Below are 17,228 nucleotides of genomic sequence, written 5' to 3'. Positions count from 1 at the left end.
GGGATATCGGCAGATGGATGACACTGTTGCGGTGATCACGCGGACCAGGAACCGTCCGTTGCTGCTGCCGCGCGCCCTGGACAGCGTGTTGGGCCAGAGCTTCGAGGATTGGATTCACGTCGTGGTCAACGACGGCGGCGATCCTGCCACGGTCGACGGACTGATCGCCCAGCGCGCGGGCCGTTATGCAGGTCGTTGCCACGTCATCCACAACAATACATCGCGCGGCATGGAAGCCGCGTCAAATCAAGGCGTTGAAGCGTCATCCAGCCGCTATATCGTTATTCACGACGATGATGACGCATGGCGACCGGACTTCCTCAGTAAGACTGTGGCCTATATGGAGGCGAATGCGACGTTTCCGAAACTGGCCGGCGTGATCACCCACACGGAGAGAGTCGTCGAAACCATAAGAGAGGACCGGATCGAGACCGTGCTCCGACACGATTTCAATTCCTGGGTGAAGGGGGTGCATCTGTTTCGCATGCTGGCGCAAAACATGTTCCCGCCGATCTCATTCCTGTTCAGGAGAGATGCGCTGGCGAAGATCGGCCCCTTCCGGGAGGATCTTCCGGTTCTGGGTGACTGGGAATTTAATGTCCGATTCCTGCAATCCTTCGAGATCGGAGTGCTGTGCGAATGCCTGGCCTATTATCACCATCGTTTGCCGGCAGGCGCGGTCGAATACAGCAACTCGGTCGTCGATCAGAGCCACCAGCATGAGAACTACAGCGCCTTCCTCCGCAACGAATGGCTTCGTCAGGAACTGAATAGCGGCCGCACCGGGATCGGCACCCTGGCCAATATTTCGTGGCAGATGTTTCTATTGGAGGCGTGGCTTCGAAAACGGCGCCAGGACAAGGGTTTTCTTCACCGCGTTTTTCGTCGAAAAAAATACGATTGAGCATGCAAAGCTACATGGACGCGGAACTCCAATCCAGACTTGATGATGCCGACGTCGTTTCATTCGACGTCTTCGATACGTCGATTCTTCGCGCGCTGGCGGAGCCTGATGATCTCTTTCTGTTGATGGAGCCGGCCGTGCGCCGCAGGCTCGGCGCAGATTCAATACAGTTCGCGGCGGCGCGGCGCGATGCGGAGCGGTTGGCGCGCGAACGCGCCTGGCAAAACCAGCGTGCCCGGGAAGTCACGTTGGACGAAATCTACGGCACCCTTTCTGAGGCCCTGGCTATCGATTCGGATTTGGCTAAGGCCGTTGCGCAAATGGAAATCGAGGCGGAGCTCGATGTCTGCCGGCGCAATCCGTTCATTCATGATGCCTATCGCTGGTGCCGCGATCGCGGCAAGCGAATCGCCTTCATCTCCGATTCGTACCTTCCGGAGCAGGTGATCGCCGACCTGCTGCGGAATGCCGGCTACGACGGCTATGAAGCCTTGCTGGTTTCGTCGGTCTCGAAGAAGACAAAGTCAACCGGCGAGCTCCATGCCGAAGCGCGAGCGCGCCTGCCCGGTGAAGGTCAGCGCTGGCTGCACCTCGGCGACAACATCCGCGCGGACATCGAGATGGGACGGAAGCATGGAATGTCGACGTGGCATTACCGGCGCTGCATGGACGCGTATATGAGCTCTCACCGCGTCTCGAAGGTGTGGAAGACATCGGAGCCTGTATCTGCGGCAAGGTCGGTCGCGCAGGGGCTGATCGCCAACCGGATCACCCATGCAAGGCGGGACGCCGTGCCGGTCTCGCGCGAGGAGAGCTTTTGGGAGGATTTCGGCTATGTAACGGCCGGTCCGCTGTTTGTCGGCTTCACGGAATGGTTGATTGAGCAGGCTAAGGCGCGCCAGTTGGACGCCCTGTATTTCCTGGCCCGCGAAGGCCTCGTTATGCAGCAGGTCTATGACAAGCTGGCCGCCGCGGCAGATGGAGCGGTCAAAGAGACTCACTATCTTTATGGTTCGAGGCGTGCGCTTAACGTGGCGGCGATCAAGGACCTCAATGAGGATGTCATCCGGTTCCTGTCGGGTGGGACATCGGTGCTTACGGCGGCGCAATTCATCGAGCGCGCTGGCGTCGACTGGCGCAAACATCAGGGAGCTTTCGGTGCGGCTGGATTTAGCGGCCCCGACCACGAGGTCAAGACGGAAGCGGACTATGGACGCCTGCGACAATTGTTCCTCGGGCTTGCAGGACCGATCTGCGAGAACGCGCGCGAGGAACGTGAGGTTCTGCTGGACTATTTGAGCGCTTCCGGTCTGGTGGGGGGCCGCCGCGTTGGCCTGATCGACGTCGGTTGGCATGGTACGATGCAGCGGTCGATCACCGATATGCTGCGCGAGAGGGGGGATTGCCCGGAGATTACCGGACTCTATCTCGGCACATATGGGTTCGCGCACGAGATCGTTTTGCCCGACGAGAAATATCCCCACGACGCCTACCTTTTCCGGCGGGGCGAACCGGACGACTACCGCCGCCTGATCTGGGAGGGGGTCGAAGTCGTCGAATTGTTGTTTTCGGCGACGGAGGGCACGATCGTTCGTATGGAGCGCGACGCCGACGGCAACTATTTTCCGGTTAGGGCGTCCACCGATCTCGAGCCCTACAGGGTCGAGAGTATCGTGCGCATGCAACAAGGGGCGATGCAATTCGTCGACGATTATCTGGCGCTGAAGGTCCGGTTTCCGGACCTGGCCTTGTCCAAGGACGCGGCGGCGGCGCAATTGAAGCGCTTCCTGCAGTATCCGACCGAAGCGGAGGCGCGATATGTCGGCGATATCCCGCACGGAGAAGGATTCGGTGCCATATACGCGAGACGACTGCTGGCCTATCCGCACAGCCTGCGGATGCTGGCGCGACCGCAGTCGTTTCGATGGGTGCTCCGGCACGATTATTGGCATGCCGGCCGCAATCGTCGGGGCTCACCGGTGCAGCGCGCGGTCTATTGGCTTCTGACCCGGTAATCCCGCGCACGTCGACACCGGCGCGGCCAGCCCGCCGGCGACGCCCTCCGCCTTGGTCCCATGGTCATCGCCCACAGTCCGCGCTCGTTCCATCAGCGCGAGATCGCGCTGCGTCAACCCAAGGATCAGGAAGAACAGGATCACGCCCGCATATCCGAACCGATAATCCGGCACGACGATGAGGGGAAGCAGCATGACCTGATAGGCGATAGCCACGACCAGATAGGCCATCCACTCCGGTCGACGCCGATGCAGCTTCAGCCGCACTATGGCCGCCAGAAGGACGACGGCTCCGATCATCGGCAGCCAATGGGTGGAGAGCCATTGAGGCGCGGCATCGAGATAGGCATTCACCATTCCGTTCGCCTTCGGCCAAAAGAGGTGAATACGAGGATTTGAATCGATGCCGGGATGGTACGTCCAATGCCCGCGCAGGTACTCGCGCACGATGACGCTGCGGGTGTCGAGATATGCGAGCGGATAGGCCACAACGGCGCTCTCCCAGCGGCGACGCAGTTCTGCCAAGTCGTCGCCGACGACGAACCGCACCATTTCACTTTCGGGATTCGCCCATGCGATCGGAGACAGGCTGTCGCTCCAGTAGTGCCGCTGCAGCACAGCAAGATCGTTGGCGGGAAAGCTCGCGGGAGTCAGCAAGAGCTGATCGGTCCGGATCGAAATGCCGGCGAGGTCGAACAGAAAGATCCCGCCCTCGGCATGCCGGGCTTCAGGCTTGACGACTTTTGCGACGAACAGGCCTAGCGCGGCGGCGGTGAGGAGCAAGACCCCGGCGAAGCGGGCGGCCGGGAGCAATTTTCGTCCGGCCAGGACGTACTCGCCCCAAATGAACAGCGGCAGCAGGAGAACGGTCTCCGGGCGTATCGATGGCGCGAGCGCAATCAGGGCTGCGCGCGTATGGAGGAGCCTGGCTGGCGCGGCCGCTGAGGACATCGCGAAGGTCGCGACGAATAGCGCGGCCACCCAGGTGTCCTTCGAGACCGCAACGAGGTGGTTGAGTACGGGTGGGAACAACGCGAATCCGAACGCGGCCAGCAACGCCGCTGGCGACGAAAGGCCATTGGCGCGTAAGGTGAGGACGACCGCGTAAACGATCGCAAAGACGATCAGCGTGGTATGCCCCGCGACCAGGGCCGGAGAGGCGCCGATCGTTCTCCACAGCCAGGCCACGAGAGGAGCGTGCCAGTCGTGAAGGGGGGCGCCGAGTGCCTGGCCATAGAGGTCGAGCGCATCGGCATTCATCCGTCCGGGAAACGAGGGCAGCGCGATCAGAGCGGACCCGACTAAGGTCAAGAGCGCCAGAGCCCACGGCGGAAAGCGATCCTGATGCCCGGTTGTCATGAGCGCTGTGCCTGAGAAGATGCGGAGTCGTCGCTGTCGGTGCGGAATCCGGCTATTTGCTTGCACTCGCTTGGCGCTACTGTCAAACTTGTTAATACCTATAGTTTCGCATCGGGTGGTGACGTAACATGGCGGCCATGCAGCAATCGCGCGATCATTTTTCCTGGCCGCAACTGCTGTTGCCGTGGGAAATCGTGCGCAGACTGGTCGCGCACGGTACGCTGCTTCGGCAGTTCACCTTGCGGGATATTCTGGCGCGCTACCGCGGCTCGTATCTGGGCGTTATCTGGTCGCTGTTGCGGCCGCTGGGTATGCTGACGGTCTATGTGGTCGTCTTTGGCTTCATCCTGCAGCCGCAACTCGGCGGTGGCGCGGGCAAGCTGGACTTCGTGCTCTCGATGTTCTGCGGGCTGATCCTATTCGATTTCTTCGCCGAGGCGGTCGGACGCTCGCCCGCTCTGATCGTCTCGAAACCTAACTTCGTCACCAAGGTGGTTTTCCCGCTGGAGATCCTGTCGCTGTCGGCCGTGGCGGCCGCGCTCGTGCAGATGATCGTCAGCTTCGTCCCATTCTTCTGCGGCGTCCTGCTGGCGCACGGTACGGTTCCGGCCACGGCGGCGCTGCTTCCGCTCGTGGTCGCGCCATTGATCTGCTTTGCATTGGGCTTTAGCTGGCTGCTGTCCAGTCTCGGCGTGTTTGTCAGGGATCTCAACGCGATGGTGCCATTGTTGCTGACAGTGCTCATGTTTGCCAGCGCGATCTTCTATTCGCTGAGCAGTGTCCCCTCGGAATTCCGATGGCTGTTCGATCTCAATCCGATTGCCGCGCTGGTCGATGATGCGCGCAAGGTCGCCGTACTGGGGCTTGCGCCGAAATGGGGGAGGCTGGGCGCGATGTTCGCCGCTGGCGTCGTTGTCGCTGTCGCTGGCTATGCTTTCTTCATGCGCACGAAGCGCGGCTTCGCCGACGTGGTCTGACGGCCTGCGGACGCGATGAACAGTACAACAAGCGCTTCGACCGGGGCGATGAAGACACCGTTCCGATTGGCAATTCTGTTCGACGATGCCGACGCGGCATCGCTGGCGCGAGCCGCCACCATGCGCAACGGCCTCGATCCCACTTGGTTCGCGCCGGAACTCTGGCCGGCCGGACTCGCGCGGTTCTCCGGCCTGATGCGGCTGGCTTGGCAGTTGCGTAGCCGTCGGCCCGCGGCTCTCTACGCGCCGTCGTCGCGCGGTGCGAACTGGGGCGCCATTTTGGGCGTCCTGTTCGGCATTCCCGTCGTGACGGACAGTCCCCGACCCGGCATTGCGCGCCTCGCGCGGCTGGTTCGCGGCCGCTATGCCGCTGTGGGCTTGGATGCAGCGGCGTCTTCAGCCAAGACATCTTCAGCCATGACGTTGGCGCTGCCTGCCATCGAGGGCGTCGAGCATATCCTGCGTGAGGTCCTGCAGATGGGATCGTCGTGGACGACGACGGGCGACGGGCGGCTGCCGATCGAGTTGGCGCTGGGCACCGGGTCCGGCGGGTCGGCGATGGCCGACCGGGTCGAGGAGCGTGGCGTCAGTCGTCCCGACCGCTCGGTGCGCCTCGTCGGCCGGCCGACCTTGACGGTGTTCCTCCCAGAGCGACGGATCGCGACCGGAACGGCGATCGTCATCTGTCCGGGCGGCGGCTATGCCGGCGTCACCATCGATAAGGAAGGTCATGACGTGGCGCGCTGGCTGGCTGCGCGGGGCATTGCCGGCCTTGTCCTGAAATATCGGCTGCCGCAATCGGATCGGGGGGGCGCCGCCCCGCCTTTGCCGATGGCCGATCTCGACGAAGCGCTGGCGGTAACGCGCGCCCATGCGACGGTGTGGGGGATCCGCTCGGATCGGATCGGCGCCATGGGCTTCTCGGCCGGCGGGCATATGGTGGCATGGGCCTCGCGGTCGGCGGGATCGCCGGCCTTTGCCATCCTGGTCTACCCCGTAATCTCAATGGATCGGGCCATTACCCATGCTGGATCACGCAAGGCCCTGCTCGGGAAGTCTCCATCCGATGCCATGGCCGGACGTTACTCCTTTGAGCGGGCCGTCACGCCAGACGTCTGTCCGACATTTGTCGTTCACGCTCGGGACGACACCGTCGCCAAGCCAGAGAATAGCTTCGTCTACCTTGAGGCGCTGCGCGCCGCGACCGTGCCTGTGGAGGCCATGATCTGTGATCACGGCGGCCATGGCTTTGGCCTTGGAATTCATGGCGGCGAGGTCGCAAACTGGCCGGATCGCTGCCTTGCATGGATCGCCACGACGACTGCAGCACGTTGGAAGCCTTCACCCGAATGAGCGGGATTGAGCAAGCCGGTCGACCACAACGACAGCCCATGGTATCGGTCGAAAGGTGTCGTGTCGATATTTGATCGCAGTGGTTGAGGTTGCGGCGCGGGAAGGTTGCGGCTGAAGAAAGCGAGTTCTTGCATGGGTGCTGGGCGGCGGATTCTTGTTACGGGCGGAGCCGGATACATCGGGTCACATTGTTGCAAGGCAGTTAAGGAAGCTGGATTTGAGCCTGTCTGCTACGACAACCTTACAATCGGCCATCGATCGTTTGTGAACTGGGGCCCTCTTGTTACAGGGGACATCCTGGACGAACGGAGCCTCGTTGCGGCGCTGAAGGAATTTGAGATCCAGGCCGTTATTCATCTGGCGGCATCGAGCCTCGTGGGTGAGTCTGTATCGCATCCTCACATTTATTATCGTAACAACGTGGTCGGCACGCTGACGCTGCTCGACTCCATGCGCAAGGCCGGATGCTCCAACATTGTTTTTTCGAGCACCGGTGCAGTCTATGGCGAAGTATCGGGGATGCCCATCAGAGAAGCCCAGGCAGGTCGTGCCGTAAATCCATACGGCAGATCGAAATGGATGGCGGAACAGATCATCGGGGACTTCGAGGCTTCATATGGATTCAACGCGATTCGGTTGCGCTATTTCAATGCTTGCGGGGCGGATGATTGCGGGCTTATCGGCGAACTTCGGGACCCCGAAACTCATCTGATTCCGCGGGCGCTGATGGCCATGCAGGGGCACCTGGATGAGTTCGCCGTCTACGGGGATGATTACGACACTCCCGATGGATCGGCAGTCCGGGACTACATTCATGTCAGCGATTTGGCAGATGCGCATGTGAGGGCGATCCATGCCTTGATGAGAAACGAAAGGAAAATTGTCGGACGAGCGTTCAATCTCGGAACTGGCAAGGGTTATTCTGTCAAAGAGGTGTTGCACGCCATTGAGCGTGAAACCGGTTCTGCGCCGCCCGCAACGATGAAGGATCGTCGCCCCGGTGACCCCTCCACGTTGGTGGCGGACCCCACAGCTGCCAACGACGATCTCCAGTTCCGTCCATTGCGATCGGACCTGCGTACGATCATCAGGTCAGCCTGGGCATGGCATACGAAGGCGCATCCTCGCCGGGTCGGCGAGCTTTGACCAAGGGGAGCCGTCGTTTCGTCTTTCTTTCCGGCAGCCGGCCATGTCAAAGTCGCGAACTACGCGGCTCGAACTTGCGAAGTCGTTGTGTTCAGGGCTTGCAGGGAGAGCAAGGGCTCGTTTCCGCGTGTGTTGGTTATAATTGTTATCTCAATAACATACGAGTTCGCAGTTTTGTTCTGCATGGCGCGCCATTGGCGGCGATGCTCAATTTGCCGAAGGCTCTCCGAAGACCGGCTTTCGACCTTTCCATCGAGCTCGACCTGGACCTACGACTACAATGCCGAGATCGTGCGCAAGGCCGACGAGCTGGGATTCGAGATCGCGTTCAGCCCCACGCAATGGCTGCCGAAGGGCGGATATGATGGAGAGGCGTCGCTCGACAGTTTGGAAATCTATTTCCGCTGGCCAATCCCTGATCAGGCCAGCGTCATTTCGGCGCCACGTCGGGCCGCGGATCCCGGGTGAAGCCGTTGCGGTTCGGCATCTCGACCTTTGCCAGGGACGCAGCATCGAGAGTCGTGTCCTCGGGCACGATCCCGTTCAGGAACAGCAGATACGCCGTGACCGAATAGACCTTGACCTGCCACCGAAGTTTCATCCAGCCGCGGTTAGAGTCCTGTTGGGTTGTACGCCGACTGGCGCGGGTGGAGCAACGGGCGATCGGCGGAGCTGGTCAGGGTTGCGCAGCCGATCGCCCGTTGCGGTGAGGATGGCAGCGTAAGGCACCGGGGGGTCGTATTTCAGCGAGGAGTGCGGCCGCTCGCCGTTGTAATCGGCGACCCAAGAAGCGAGCTTGCGCCTGGCGTCGTCGAGGCCGAAGAACAGCGTCTCGTTCAAGAACTCGTCGCGCATGCGGCCGTTGAAGCTCTCGACAAACGCGTTCTGGATCGGCTTGCCCGGCGCGATGAAGTGCCAGTCGATGGCGTTGTCCTTGCACCAGGCCAGCATCGCGTTGCAGGTGAACTCGGTGCCGTTGTCCGAGACGATCGAACCCGGCTTGCCACGCTTGCTGACGACCGAGGTCAGCTCCCGCGCCACCCGCCGGCCCGAGATCGAGGTGTCGGCGATCGCGCCCAGGCACTCCTTGGTGACGTCATCGACGATGTTGAGGATACGGAAGCGCCGTCCGCCTGCGAACTGGTCCGACACAAAGTCCAGAGACCAGCGTGCGTTCGGCTTGGCTTCCACCAGGATCGGCACGCGGACACCACAGGCCTTGCGGTGGGCACGACGCTTGCGCACGGTGAGCCCTTCCTCCCGATAGAGCCGGTAGATGCGGCGCGCTTGGCAGCGGGCCCTACCATTTTTTTGAGAGCAACTCCCGCAATGCCGCCGCATCTAGCATCTGCTCGGCCAGAAGCTTCTTCAGCTTGGCATTCTCATCCTCAAGGACCTTGAGGCGCTTGGCCTCGGACACGTCCATGCCCCCGAATTTGGCCTTCCAATTGTAGAACGTCGCCTCGGATATCCCGTGCTTGCGGGCCAAGTCCGCCGTCTTCGCCCCAGCCTCGTGCTCCTTCAGCACCGCTATGATCTGCTCTTCCGTAAACCGCTTTCGCTTCATCTGTCCGTCCTTCGTCAGGGCGGACTCTAACTCCATCTGGAGGATTTTTTTTTAAGGGGCAGGTCAAATCTGCAACGATCAATCCGCAATGTTCGTGTCGGTGCCAGCAGGCAGCCTCAGCCAGGCTGGATGCGATCGGTATAGCTATGGCGTGGTGGCTGTCGGCGCAGAAGCCACGCGTTCGAGAAGGGCCAACAACCCGCGGAGAATTTCGCGCGGAGCGGGCGGGCACCCCGGGACATGCAGATCGACCGGCACGACCTCTCCCACGCCCCCAACCACGGCATAGCTGCCGGCGAAGCACCCGCCGTCGCGGGCGCAGTCGCCCACGGCCACGACCCACTTCGGATTGGGCGTTGCGTTGCAGGTCCGCTCCAGCGCCATGCGCATGTTCTTCGTCACCGGCCCGGTCACCAGCAGCACGTCCGCGTGGCGCGGTGACGCGACGAAGCGCAGGCCGAAGCGTTCGAGATCGTAATAAGAGTTGTTGAGCGCATGAATTTCCAGCTCGCAGCCGTTGCAGGAGCCGGCATCGACCTCGCGGATTGACAGCGACCGGCCAAGGCGCCGCCGGGCCGCCCGCTCCAGCGCAGCGCCCACTTCTGCAAGTGCCCGATCGTCGGCCGACGGCGCCGGCTCCGTCAACGGCATCTGCACGAGACTCTGGAACAGCAGTTTTCTCATCTGGATGTCCTTAAAGCATGATCCGGAAAAGTGCGCAGCCGTCTTTGCGGAACGCGTTTGCGGTCATGCTCAAACATAACCCCGAAGCGCGATGACTATTCATCCCAATCTCATCGCGCTTTAGAGGTCGTGGCCCGCATAGGAGCAGTTGAACGATTTGTTGCAGAGCGGGAAATCGGCAACGATGTTGTCTTGGATCGCGGCCTCCAGCAGCGGCCATTGGAACCAGGAGGGGTCGCGTAAATGGCAACGCGCAATGCTGTTGTCGGCATTGAGCCTGAGCCAGACCAGGATGTCGCCGCGAAAACCCTCCACCAGCGCTATGCCCTCGCAAGCGTGGCCGACAACGGGGAGATTGATCCGCACTTCGCCTTGCGGCATCCGTTCCAGCAATTGGATGACGAGCCTTAGACTTTGCTCGATCTCGCGAATGCGAATCCACACACGCGCATTGACGTCGCCAGCCTCGAGCACGGCAACCTCGAAGGCGAGCTCGTCATAGGGTGCATAGGCAAGATGCTTGCGCGCGTCGAAGGCGCGGCCTGACGCGCGGCCGATGAAGCCGCCAGGCGCGTATTGGCGGGCGAGATCTGGCTTCACTGTGCCCGTTGTGACGGTGCGATCCTGGAGCGAGGCAGTGTTGTCGTAGAGCTCGACAAGGGCAGGGAAGCGGGCCTGGATCTCGCCCACCAGCGATCGGATCGCATGGACGCCATTCTGGTTGATATCGGCACCCGCTCCGCCGGGCAGGATCAGGTCGCGCATCAAGCGGTGGCCGAAAACGTCACCCGCGGCCCGCAGCACCTTCTCGCGCAATATGCCGCAATGGGCTAGCATCAGGGTGAAGGAAGCGTCGTTGCAGATCGCGCCGAAATCACCGAGGTGATTGGCGAGACGCTCCAGCTCTGCCATCAGCGCGCGCAGATGGTTCGCTCGCGGCGGAGCTTCCGCCCCCAGCGCGGCTTCCACCGCGCGCGCGAAGGCCAGTCCGTAAGCGACCGTGCTGTCACCGGACGCGCGCGCCGCGAGCTGAGCCGCCTTCGCAAGGTTCGCGCCCACCATTAGGCCCTCGATGCCCTTGTGCACATAGCCAAGCCGGGGTTCGAGCCGCACCACCGTCTCGCCGTTGGCGGTAAAGCGGAAGTGCCCAGGCTCGATGATGCCGGCATGGACCGGGCCGACCGGGATCTGGTGCAGGCCGTCGCCTTCGGCGGGAAGGAATGCATAGGCTTTGTCGATCGGCGTTGGCTCCGGTTTCGCAGCCAACGGATGCCGCAGGTCCCAATTGCCGTGATCGAGCCAAGCCCGAGGGTCCGGCAAGGCCTCCGGCTGCAAGCCGTGGATGTCGCGGATGGTCCGCTCCAGCCGAAGCGCCGGCGGGTGATGCAGGCTCACCGACGGATAGCGGCGCTCCGGGCAATCGAGCGTGACGATGCCGACCGCCGCCTTCGGCGCATCGAGCAGCGCCATGTGAACGCGATCCGCCTCGCCCCAAAGGCCCAGCAGTTGCCAGTCGCCGCCGGCAAGTCCCGCGATCGCTTCGTTCCAGGTCGCGACGCTGACGACGGCGCGCGGCCAGGGACGGTGGCTCGATGCAGGCTCGCCTTTTCGCAAGATTTCGTCGAGGCTCATTGCAATCACCCCAGAATATCGGCGACGTGCCGAAACCACGTGACCAGCGTAGGCGGAAGGAAGATTCCGGCGATGAGCACGAGACCGAAATGCAGGATCATCGGCGTGTAGGACGCATCCGACGGCGCGGTGCTTCCGGTCGGCTCGCCAAAAGCGATGCCGTTGAGATGGTAGAACAGCGCGCCGAGCGCGAGCACGATGCCCAGCACGAGCGGGATGGCAAGCAGCGGCTCGCGCGCGAAGGTCGAGCTGACGACCAGGAATTCGCTCATGAAGACGCCGAACGGCGGCAATCCGGCGATGGCCACCACGCCGATCACAAGACTCCAGCCGAGCGCCGGGTGGGTCACGGTCAGGCCGCGGATGTCGGCGATCTTCTGAGTGCCCTTGATCTGCGCGACATGGCCGACGGCAAAGAAGATCCCCGATTTGGTGAGGCTGTGCATCGCCATGTGCAGGAGACCGGCAAAATTCGCGACCGGGCCGCCCATCCCGAAGGCAAAAGTGATGATGCCCATGTGCTCGATCGACGAATAGGCGAACAGGCGTTTGATGTCGCGCCTCCGGTAGAGCATGAAGGCGGCGAACACCAGCGACACCAGACCGAGTGTCACCATCAGTTGTCCGGGAGCCACCGCACTCGGATTGGCGGCCAGCACGATCTTGAAGCGAAGCACTGCATAGAGTGCGACGTTGAGCAGGAGGCCCGACAACACCGCGGAGATCGGCGTCGGCCCTTCCGCATGCGCATCCGGCAGCCAGGCGTGCAGCGGCGCCAGCCCCACCTTGGTGCCGTAGCCGAGCAGCAGGAAGATGAAGGCGACGTTGATCAGCTCCGGATCGAATTGCGCGGCCCGCGCGACCAGCACCGTCCAGACCATGCCGTTGATGCCTTCGCCCACCACGGGAAGCGCTGCCATGTAGACCAGGATGGTGCCGAACAGCGCGAGCCCGATGCCCACGCTGCCGAGAATGAAATACTTCCAGGCCGCTTCCAGCGCCTCATGGGTGCGGTAGATGCCGACCATCAGCACGGTCGTCAGCGTCGCCAGCTCGATGCCGACCCACATCAGGCCGATATTGTTGGCGGTCAGTGCGAGATTCATTCCGCCCATCATGACTTGGTACATGGCGTGGTAAAAACGCAGGTGTACCGGCGTCAGCCGTCCGGTCTCGAGCTCGTGCCCGATATAGCTTGCCGAAAACACGCTGGTGGTGAAGCCGACGAAGGTGTTGAGCACGATGAACGCGATGTTGAGGTCGTCGACGAACAGATAATGTCCAGCCTGGCTGCGATCGGCAAAGAACAACGACAGTGACGCCACGAAGGTCGACCCCGACGCCAGCACGTTGAGGCGCGCCGAAAGTCGATAGTCGGGAAGCAGGGCCAGCACCGCGGCCGAGACGACCGGGATGATGAGGACGAAGATGACGCCGCTGCTGTCGGAGAAAGTCATCGGCGCTCTCCGCGAAAACGATCCAGCGCCTGCACATCGACGGTGTCGAAGCGCTCGCGGATTCGGAACAGGAAGACGCCGATCACGAAGAAGGCGATCAGGATCGAGAAGGCGACGCTGATCTCGACGACCAGCGGCATGCCGCGCGCGCCGGTGCCGGCGAGTACCAGCCCGTTCTCCAGCGACATGAAGCCGACCACCTGGCTCACGGCGTTGCGCCGGCTCACCATCATCAACAGACCGAGCAGCACGACCGACAGCGCGAAGGCGAGGTCCTCGCGTGCGAGCGGATCGGCGGTGGGGGTGACCTTCAGCATGACCGTCATCGAGAGCGCGACCAGTCCCATGCCGGCCAGCATGGTCGTTCCGGAACCGATCACGGTTTCGATCTCGCGATGAATGCCGAGCCTCTGGATGATGCGATGCAGCCCGACCGGCACGACCACGGCCTTGAAGACCAGCGCGATCAGAGCAGTGACATAGAGATGCGGCGCGTGCTGGACGTTGGCCTGCCAGGCGACCGACATCGCCAGCAGAAGTGCCTGGAGCGCAAAGGCGTTCAGCAGCGAATAGAGCCTGTGCTGCGTGATCATCAGGAAGCTGACCAGCAGCAAGCCCCCCGCCAGCAGGTGCGCGACATCGAATGTCAGTCCGTGCGCCATTGCTAGAGGCTCCTCGATACGAACAACAGCAGCGTGCCGAGCAGGCCGAGCATCAGGGCTCCGCCGATGAAGTCCGGCAACCGGAAGACGCGCATCTTGGCGATGGCCGTCTCGAACACGCCGAGCAGGAAGCCGAAGATGGCCAGCTTGGCGAGAAAGCCTGCGGATCCGGCCAGATAGCTCACAGGGGAGGCGCCGGGCTCGGTGAGCGTCCACGGTATGAAGATGCAGCCGATCAGCGAGATGTAGAGAAGCAGCTTGACCGCGGCGGCGAGTTCGATCATCGCGAGATGGCGACCGGAATATTCCAGCACCATGGCTTCATGCACCATGGTGAGCTCGAGATGCGTGGCCGGGTTGTCGACCGGAATGCGCCCGTTTTCCGCGATGGCGATGATGATCAGTCCTATCAGCGCCAGGCCGAGCGAGACGCGCAGGCCGACGCCCGAGGCCATCAGATCGGCCACGGCCGATAGCTGCGTCGAGCGCGCGACCAGTGCCATGGTGAAGATGATCAGGAGCATGGCCGGCTCGGCGAGCGAGGCGATCATCATTTCCCGGCTCGCCCCGATGCCGCCGAAGGCAGTGCCGATATCCATGCCGGCCAGCGCCAGGAAGAACCGTGCGCTGGCGAGCAGCGCAATGATGGCGATGAGGTCGGCGGACCAGCTGAACAGCAGTCCCGTCGCGAAGGTCGGCACCAGCGCGGCGGCGACCCAAGTCGCTGCGAAGATCAGATAGGGCGCGACGCGGAATATCCACGAAGCATTTTCGGCAACCACGACTTCCTTCTTCAGGAGTCGGAGAATGTCGCGATAGGGCTGCACGATCGGCGGGCCGCGGCGGCGCTGGATGCGCGCCTTCACCTTGCGTACGAAGCCGGTCAGGAGCGGTGCTGCCAGCAGCACCAGCATCATCTGGGAGACCTGAACGAGAAGGGCAGACATCAGCTCCATATGGCGAGCACCAGCAAAAGCAGCACGAGGGAGAGGAAGACGAGGCTGAGGTAGCGGCGGATGGTGAGGAATTGCAGCTTGTTGAGTTGGAGGGCGGCGCCCTCCACGGCGCGGGCGACGGGCTTGTACAGCCATTCCCACACCGGATCGGTGATCGTCAGCGTGAAGCGGGCGGCACGTGTATCACCGGGAGCGGGCATGCTGACCTTTTCGCTCGTGACGGGCGTCCGCGCCAGGAACACGCGGCGGATAGGCTGGGCAAAACTCGAGCCGGAATATTGCGTGAGCGGACTGGTATCGGGAAAGCCGCAATCCCAGGCCGGGCCGCGGCGGATCGCGTGCGAGGCGAAGCGGTGGATCGCCCACACTGCGAGGAGCGCGGACGTGGCGATGAAGAGAAAGACGAGCAGGCCGTTATACGAACTGCCGGTTTCGGCCTCCGGCACGATCGTGAGCCAGGGCCGGCTTGCCTGGGGCGTCAGCGCCGCGCCGGCAAGCTGGCGCGTGATCGGGGCTATGGCATCCATAATGGAGCCCGGAACGATGCCCGCGATCAGGCAGAGCAGGGCGAGTATCGCCATGGCCCAGAGCGAAAAGCGGTCCACTTCCGTTGCGTTCGCCGCTTCCGTGCTGCGCGGGCGGCCGAGGAAGGTGATGCCGAAGGCCTTGACGAACGTCGCACCCGCGAGCGCTGCTGCGAGCGCAAGCAGGCCGCCGGCCGCCGGGACCATGACCTTCAGCACCCATTGCGGCAGATCGGGGCTTTGAAGCACGGCCTGAAAGGTGAGCCATTCCGACACGAAGCCGTTCAGCGGCGGCAGCGCCGAGATCGCCATGCAACCGACCAGGAACAGGAAGCTCGTCGTCGGCATGCGGTGGATCAATCCGCCGAGGCGATCCATGTCGCGCTCGCCGGTCGCGGTCAGCACTGCGCCGGCGCCGAAGAAGAGCAGGCTCTTGAAGAAGGAATGGTTGAGTACGTGCAACAGGGCCGCCGTCATCGCCAGCGCAGCCGCCGCATTCATGGCGTCGGCGCGGAACGCCAGCGCAAGGCCGAGCCCGATGAAGACGATGCCGATATTTTCAATGGTCGAATAGGCGAGCAGCCGCTTGGCGTCGTCCTGCATCAGGGCCTGCAACACGCCCAGCACTGCGCTCAGGCTGCCGATCGCGAGCAGCAGCGCGCCCGACCACCAGGGCAGGCCGCCGGCAAGGTCGAACACGATGCGGATGAAGGCGTAGATCGCGACCTTGGTCATCACGCCGCTCATCAGCGCCGAAACGTGACTTGGCGCCGCTGGATGCGCCAGCGGCAGCCAGGCATGTAGCGGCACCAGCCCAGCCTTGGATCCTGCACCGATCAGGACCAGCACGAGCACCATCGCCGACGTCAGCGGCGTTCGCGCGCCATGCCTGATCGCCTCGAAGCTGTAATTGCCGTCCGGTCCGGCGAGCAGGCCGAGAGCGAGCAGGAGCGCGAGCGTGCCGAGGCTCGCCATGATCAGATACACGTAGCCGGCGCGCCTGTTCTCGGGATCGCGATGATGCGCGATCACGAGCGCCCAGGAGGCCAGCGACATGAACTCCCAGGACAACAGATAGCTGAAAGCATCAGCCGCCAGCACGACCAGATTCATTCCGGCGAGGAAGGCCGGAAAGAACGGCAGCACGCGATGCGGCTCTTCCTCGTGCACGCCGTAGCCGAGTGCGTAGAGGCTCGCCGCGGTGCCGCCGATATTCACGACCACGAGAAAAAAGGCCGCGAGCGCATCGATCGCGAAGTGCGCGCCGATCCAGGGCAGGCCGAGCGGCAGAATCAGGTCGGTCGGACCGCCGGCCTGGTCGGCAAGCGCGGTGAGCGAAGAAACCGTCGCCGCGCTGCACAGCGCCAGCATGGCGCCGTAGATGATGCGGGTCGCCGCATGCCCGCGCGCGATGGCTACCGCCAACAGCGCAACCCCCAACATCGCTGCCGCGCAGAGCATGAGGAATGCAATGATACTCATCGGAAATGCATCCTATGCCCTTTTCGCCATGTCCTTCACGTGGCGCGCGTCGGAGAGTGCGGGCTGCTTGAGCCGGACTCCGCGGCCTCCGGTCTGACTGGTTGCTCCGTCGCCGATCAGTTCGATGCCACTCTGGTTCAGTGCCTCGATCAATTTCATCAAGGAATCGACGTTGCCGCGCACGACCCCTTCGCTCGCTTCCATGCGCTGAATCGTGGGGACCGAAAGACCGGACAGTTCTGCAAGCTGGCGCTGGTCGATGCCAAGAAGCGCCCTGGCCGCGCGGAGCTGCGCAGCGGTAATCATCGTCGAGATGTCAGTTCTGACATTTGGCGCATCAATGCTGCGTACTCAAATGCTAGTAGCCCGATTAATTATACCAATGAAGGCGTTCTGTATAGCTATATTGATGTCTAAGGCATCATTCGGTAAGGGGCTTTGTCCCAGGCACAGTCGGCCCGACCTTCGGTGGCAGGTCACAATCGTAACTGTCTCACGTTGACCATCATC

General features: G+C 62.6%; 13 protein-coding genes and 3 pseudogenes. 6 read left to right on the top strand and 10 right to left on the bottom strand.

The annotated features are described in order from the left end of the window. Positions 1–13 precede the first annotated feature (13 nt). Together QXZ85_RS28610 and QXZ85_RS28605 are read left to right on the top strand one after the other, a co-directional pair. Complete coding sequence (locus QXZ85_RS28610; RefSeq protein ID WP_315703671.1) at positions 14–904, top strand: glycosyltransferase family 2 protein; 891 nt, start codon at positions 14–16, stop codon at positions 902–904. 2 nt (positions 905–906) lie between these two features. Continuing rightward, entirely contained in the window at positions 907–2,919 is a 2,013-nt protein-coding gene (locus tag QXZ85_RS28605; RefSeq protein WP_316175379.1) for a hypothetical protein, read from the top strand. Here QXZ85_RS28605 and QXZ85_RS28600 read toward each other — a convergent pair. Continuing rightward, a complete protein-coding gene (locus tag QXZ85_RS28600) occupies positions 2,878–4,179 on the bottom strand; it encodes a hypothetical protein (RefSeq protein ID WP_316175381.1) in 1,302 nt (433 codons plus the stop codon). The two genes, QXZ85_RS28605 and QXZ85_RS28600, sit on opposite strands and share 42 nt — an antisense overlap. A gap of 227 nt (positions 4,180–4,406) precedes the next feature. Here QXZ85_RS28600 and QXZ85_RS28595 point away from each other — a divergent pair, with 227 nt between their 5' ends. The 4 genes and pseudogenes from QXZ85_RS28595 to QXZ85_RS28580 all read left to right on the top strand — a co-directional run. After that, a complete protein-coding gene (locus QXZ85_RS28595; RefSeq protein ID WP_315703674.1) occupies positions 4,407–5,255 on the top strand; it encodes an ABC transporter permease in 849 nt (282 codons plus the stop codon). Positions 5,256–5,303: 48 nt separating this feature from the next. Then, on the top strand, positions 5,304–6,608 hold the full coding sequence (locus tag QXZ85_RS28590; RefSeq protein ID WP_315703675.1) for an alpha/beta hydrolase: 1,305 nt from the start codon (positions 5,304–5,306) through the stop codon (positions 6,606–6,608). 132 nt (positions 6,609–6,740) lie between these two features. After that, entirely contained in the window at positions 6,741–7,754 is a 1,014-nt protein-coding gene (gene galE / locus QXZ85_RS28585) for a UDP-glucose 4-epimerase GalE (RefSeq protein WP_315703676.1), read from the top strand. Positions 7,755–8,009: 255 nt separating this feature from the next. Then, positions 8,010–8,141: pseudogene (locus QXZ85_RS28580) on the top strand (LLM class flavin-dependent oxidoreductase); the annotation flags it as partial. Between the two features lie 43 nt (positions 8,142–8,184). On the opposite strand, the pseudogene QXZ85_RS28575 reads toward QXZ85_RS28580, so the two are convergent. The 9 genes and pseudogenes from QXZ85_RS28575 to QXZ85_RS28535 form a co-directional block, all read right to left on the bottom strand. Further along, positions 8,185–8,334, bottom strand: a pseudogene (locus QXZ85_RS28575) (cytochrome c); the annotation flags it as partial. A gap of 17 nt (positions 8,335–8,351) precedes the next feature. Continuing rightward, a pseudogene (locus QXZ85_RS28570) lies at positions 8,352–9,321 on the bottom strand (IS3 family transposase). A 144-nt stretch (positions 9,322–9,465) separates the two neighbouring features. Further along, positions 9,466–10,005 (bottom strand): NADH-quinone oxidoreductase subunit NuoB, encoded by a 540-nt coding sequence (locus tag QXZ85_RS28565; protein ID WP_315707195.1) that lies wholly within the window; start codon positions 10,003–10,005, stop codon positions 9,466–9,468. A gap of 120 nt (positions 10,006–10,125) precedes the next feature. Further along, positions 10,126–11,637, bottom strand: a complete 1,512-nt coding sequence (locus QXZ85_RS28560; RefSeq protein ID WP_315707196.1) for a hydrogenase expression protein HypE — start codon at positions 11,635–11,637, stop codon at positions 10,126–10,128. Positions 11,638–11,642: 5 nt separating this feature from the next. Continuing rightward, complete coding sequence (locus QXZ85_RS28555; RefSeq protein ID WP_315707197.1) at positions 11,643–13,094, bottom strand: hydrogenase 4 subunit F; 1,452 nt, start codon at positions 13,092–13,094, stop codon at positions 11,643–11,645. After that, positions 13,091–13,756: a hydrogenase-4 component E gene (locus QXZ85_RS28550; protein WP_315707198.1), complete on the bottom strand. Its 666-nt coding sequence runs from the start codon at positions 13,754–13,756 to the stop codon at positions 13,091–13,093. Before QXZ85_RS28550 ends, QXZ85_RS28555 begins: the two co-directional genes overlap by 4 nt. Positions 13,757–13,758: 2 nt before the next feature. Then, on the bottom strand, positions 13,759–14,712 hold the full coding sequence (locus QXZ85_RS28545; RefSeq protein ID WP_315707199.1) for a respiratory chain complex I subunit 1 family protein: 954 nt from the start codon (positions 14,710–14,712) through the stop codon (positions 13,759–13,761). Further along, positions 14,703–16,718 carry a hydrogenase 4 subunit B gene (gene hyfB / locus QXZ85_RS28540; protein ID WP_315806549.1) on the bottom strand — a complete coding sequence of 672 codons (2,016 nt, stop codon included), beginning with the start codon at positions 16,716–16,718 and terminating at the stop codon, positions 14,703–14,705. Before hyfB ends, QXZ85_RS28545 begins: the two co-directional genes overlap by 10 nt. A gap of 12 nt (positions 16,719–16,730) precedes the next feature. Then, complete coding sequence (locus tag QXZ85_RS28535) at positions 16,731–17,024, bottom strand: helix-turn-helix transcriptional regulator (RefSeq protein WP_315707201.1); 294 nt, start codon at positions 17,022–17,024, stop codon at positions 16,731–16,733. Between the last annotated feature and the right edge of the window lie 204 nt (positions 17,025–17,228).

Origin of the sequence: Bradyrhizobium sp. SZCCHNGR1005, assembly GCF_032489995.1 — a bacterium.
Classification (GTDB): Bacteria; Pseudomonadota; Alphaproteobacteria; order Rhizobiales; family Xanthobacteraceae; genus Bradyrhizobium.
The sequence above is the reverse complement of the archived record's forward strand: the minus strand, read 5'-3'. Positions and strand labels throughout refer to the sequence as shown.

Excerpts from the sequence above, each read along its gene's own strand:
- QXZ85_RS28535 (WP_315707201.1), bottom strand. The coding sequence starts at position 17,024 with ATGATTACCGCTGCGCAGCTCCGCGCGGCCAGGGCGCTTCTTGGCATC.
- QXZ85_RS28545 (WP_315707199.1), bottom strand. The coding sequence starts at position 14,712 with ATGGAGCTGATGTCTGCCCTTCTCGTTCAGGTCTCCCAGATGATGCTG.
- QXZ85_RS28605 (WP_316175379.1), top strand. The coding sequence starts at position 907 with ATGCAAAGCTACATGGACGCGGAACTCCAATCCAGACTTGATGATGCC.
- QXZ85_RS28555 (WP_315707197.1), bottom strand. The coding sequence starts at position 13,094 with ATGACTTTCTCCGACAGCAGCGGCGTCATCTTCGTCCTCATCATCCCG.
- hyfB (WP_315806549.1), bottom strand. The coding sequence starts at position 16,718 with ATGAGTATCATTGCATTCCTCATGCTCTGCGCGGCAGCGATGTTGGGG.
- QXZ85_RS28600 (WP_316175381.1), bottom strand. The coding sequence starts at position 4,179 with ATGAATGCCGATGCGCTCGACCTCTATGGCCAGGCACTCGGCGCCCCC.
- QXZ85_RS28560 (WP_315707196.1), bottom strand. The coding sequence starts at position 11,637 with ATGAGCCTCGACGAAATCTTGCGAAAAGGCGAGCCTGCATCGAGCCAC.
- QXZ85_RS28590 (WP_315703675.1), top strand. The coding sequence starts at position 5,304 with ATGAAGACACCGTTCCGATTGGCAATTCTGTTCGACGATGCCGACGCG.
- galE (WP_315703676.1), top strand. The coding sequence starts at position 6,741 with ATGGGTGCTGGGCGGCGGATTCTTGTTACGGGCGGAGCCGGATACATC.
- QXZ85_RS28610 (WP_315703671.1), top strand. The coding sequence starts at position 14 with ATGGATGACACTGTTGCGGTGATCACGCGGACCAGGAACCGTCCGTTG.
- QXZ85_RS28565 (WP_315707195.1), bottom strand. The coding sequence starts at position 10,005 with ATGAGAAAACTGCTGTTCCAGAGTCTCGTGCAGATGCCGTTGACGGAG.
- QXZ85_RS28595 (WP_315703674.1), top strand. The coding sequence starts at position 4,407 with ATGGCGGCCATGCAGCAATCGCGCGATCATTTTTCCTGGCCGCAACTG.
- QXZ85_RS28550 (WP_315707198.1), bottom strand. The coding sequence starts at position 13,756 with ATGGCGCACGGACTGACATTCGATGTCGCGCACCTGCTGGCGGGGGGC.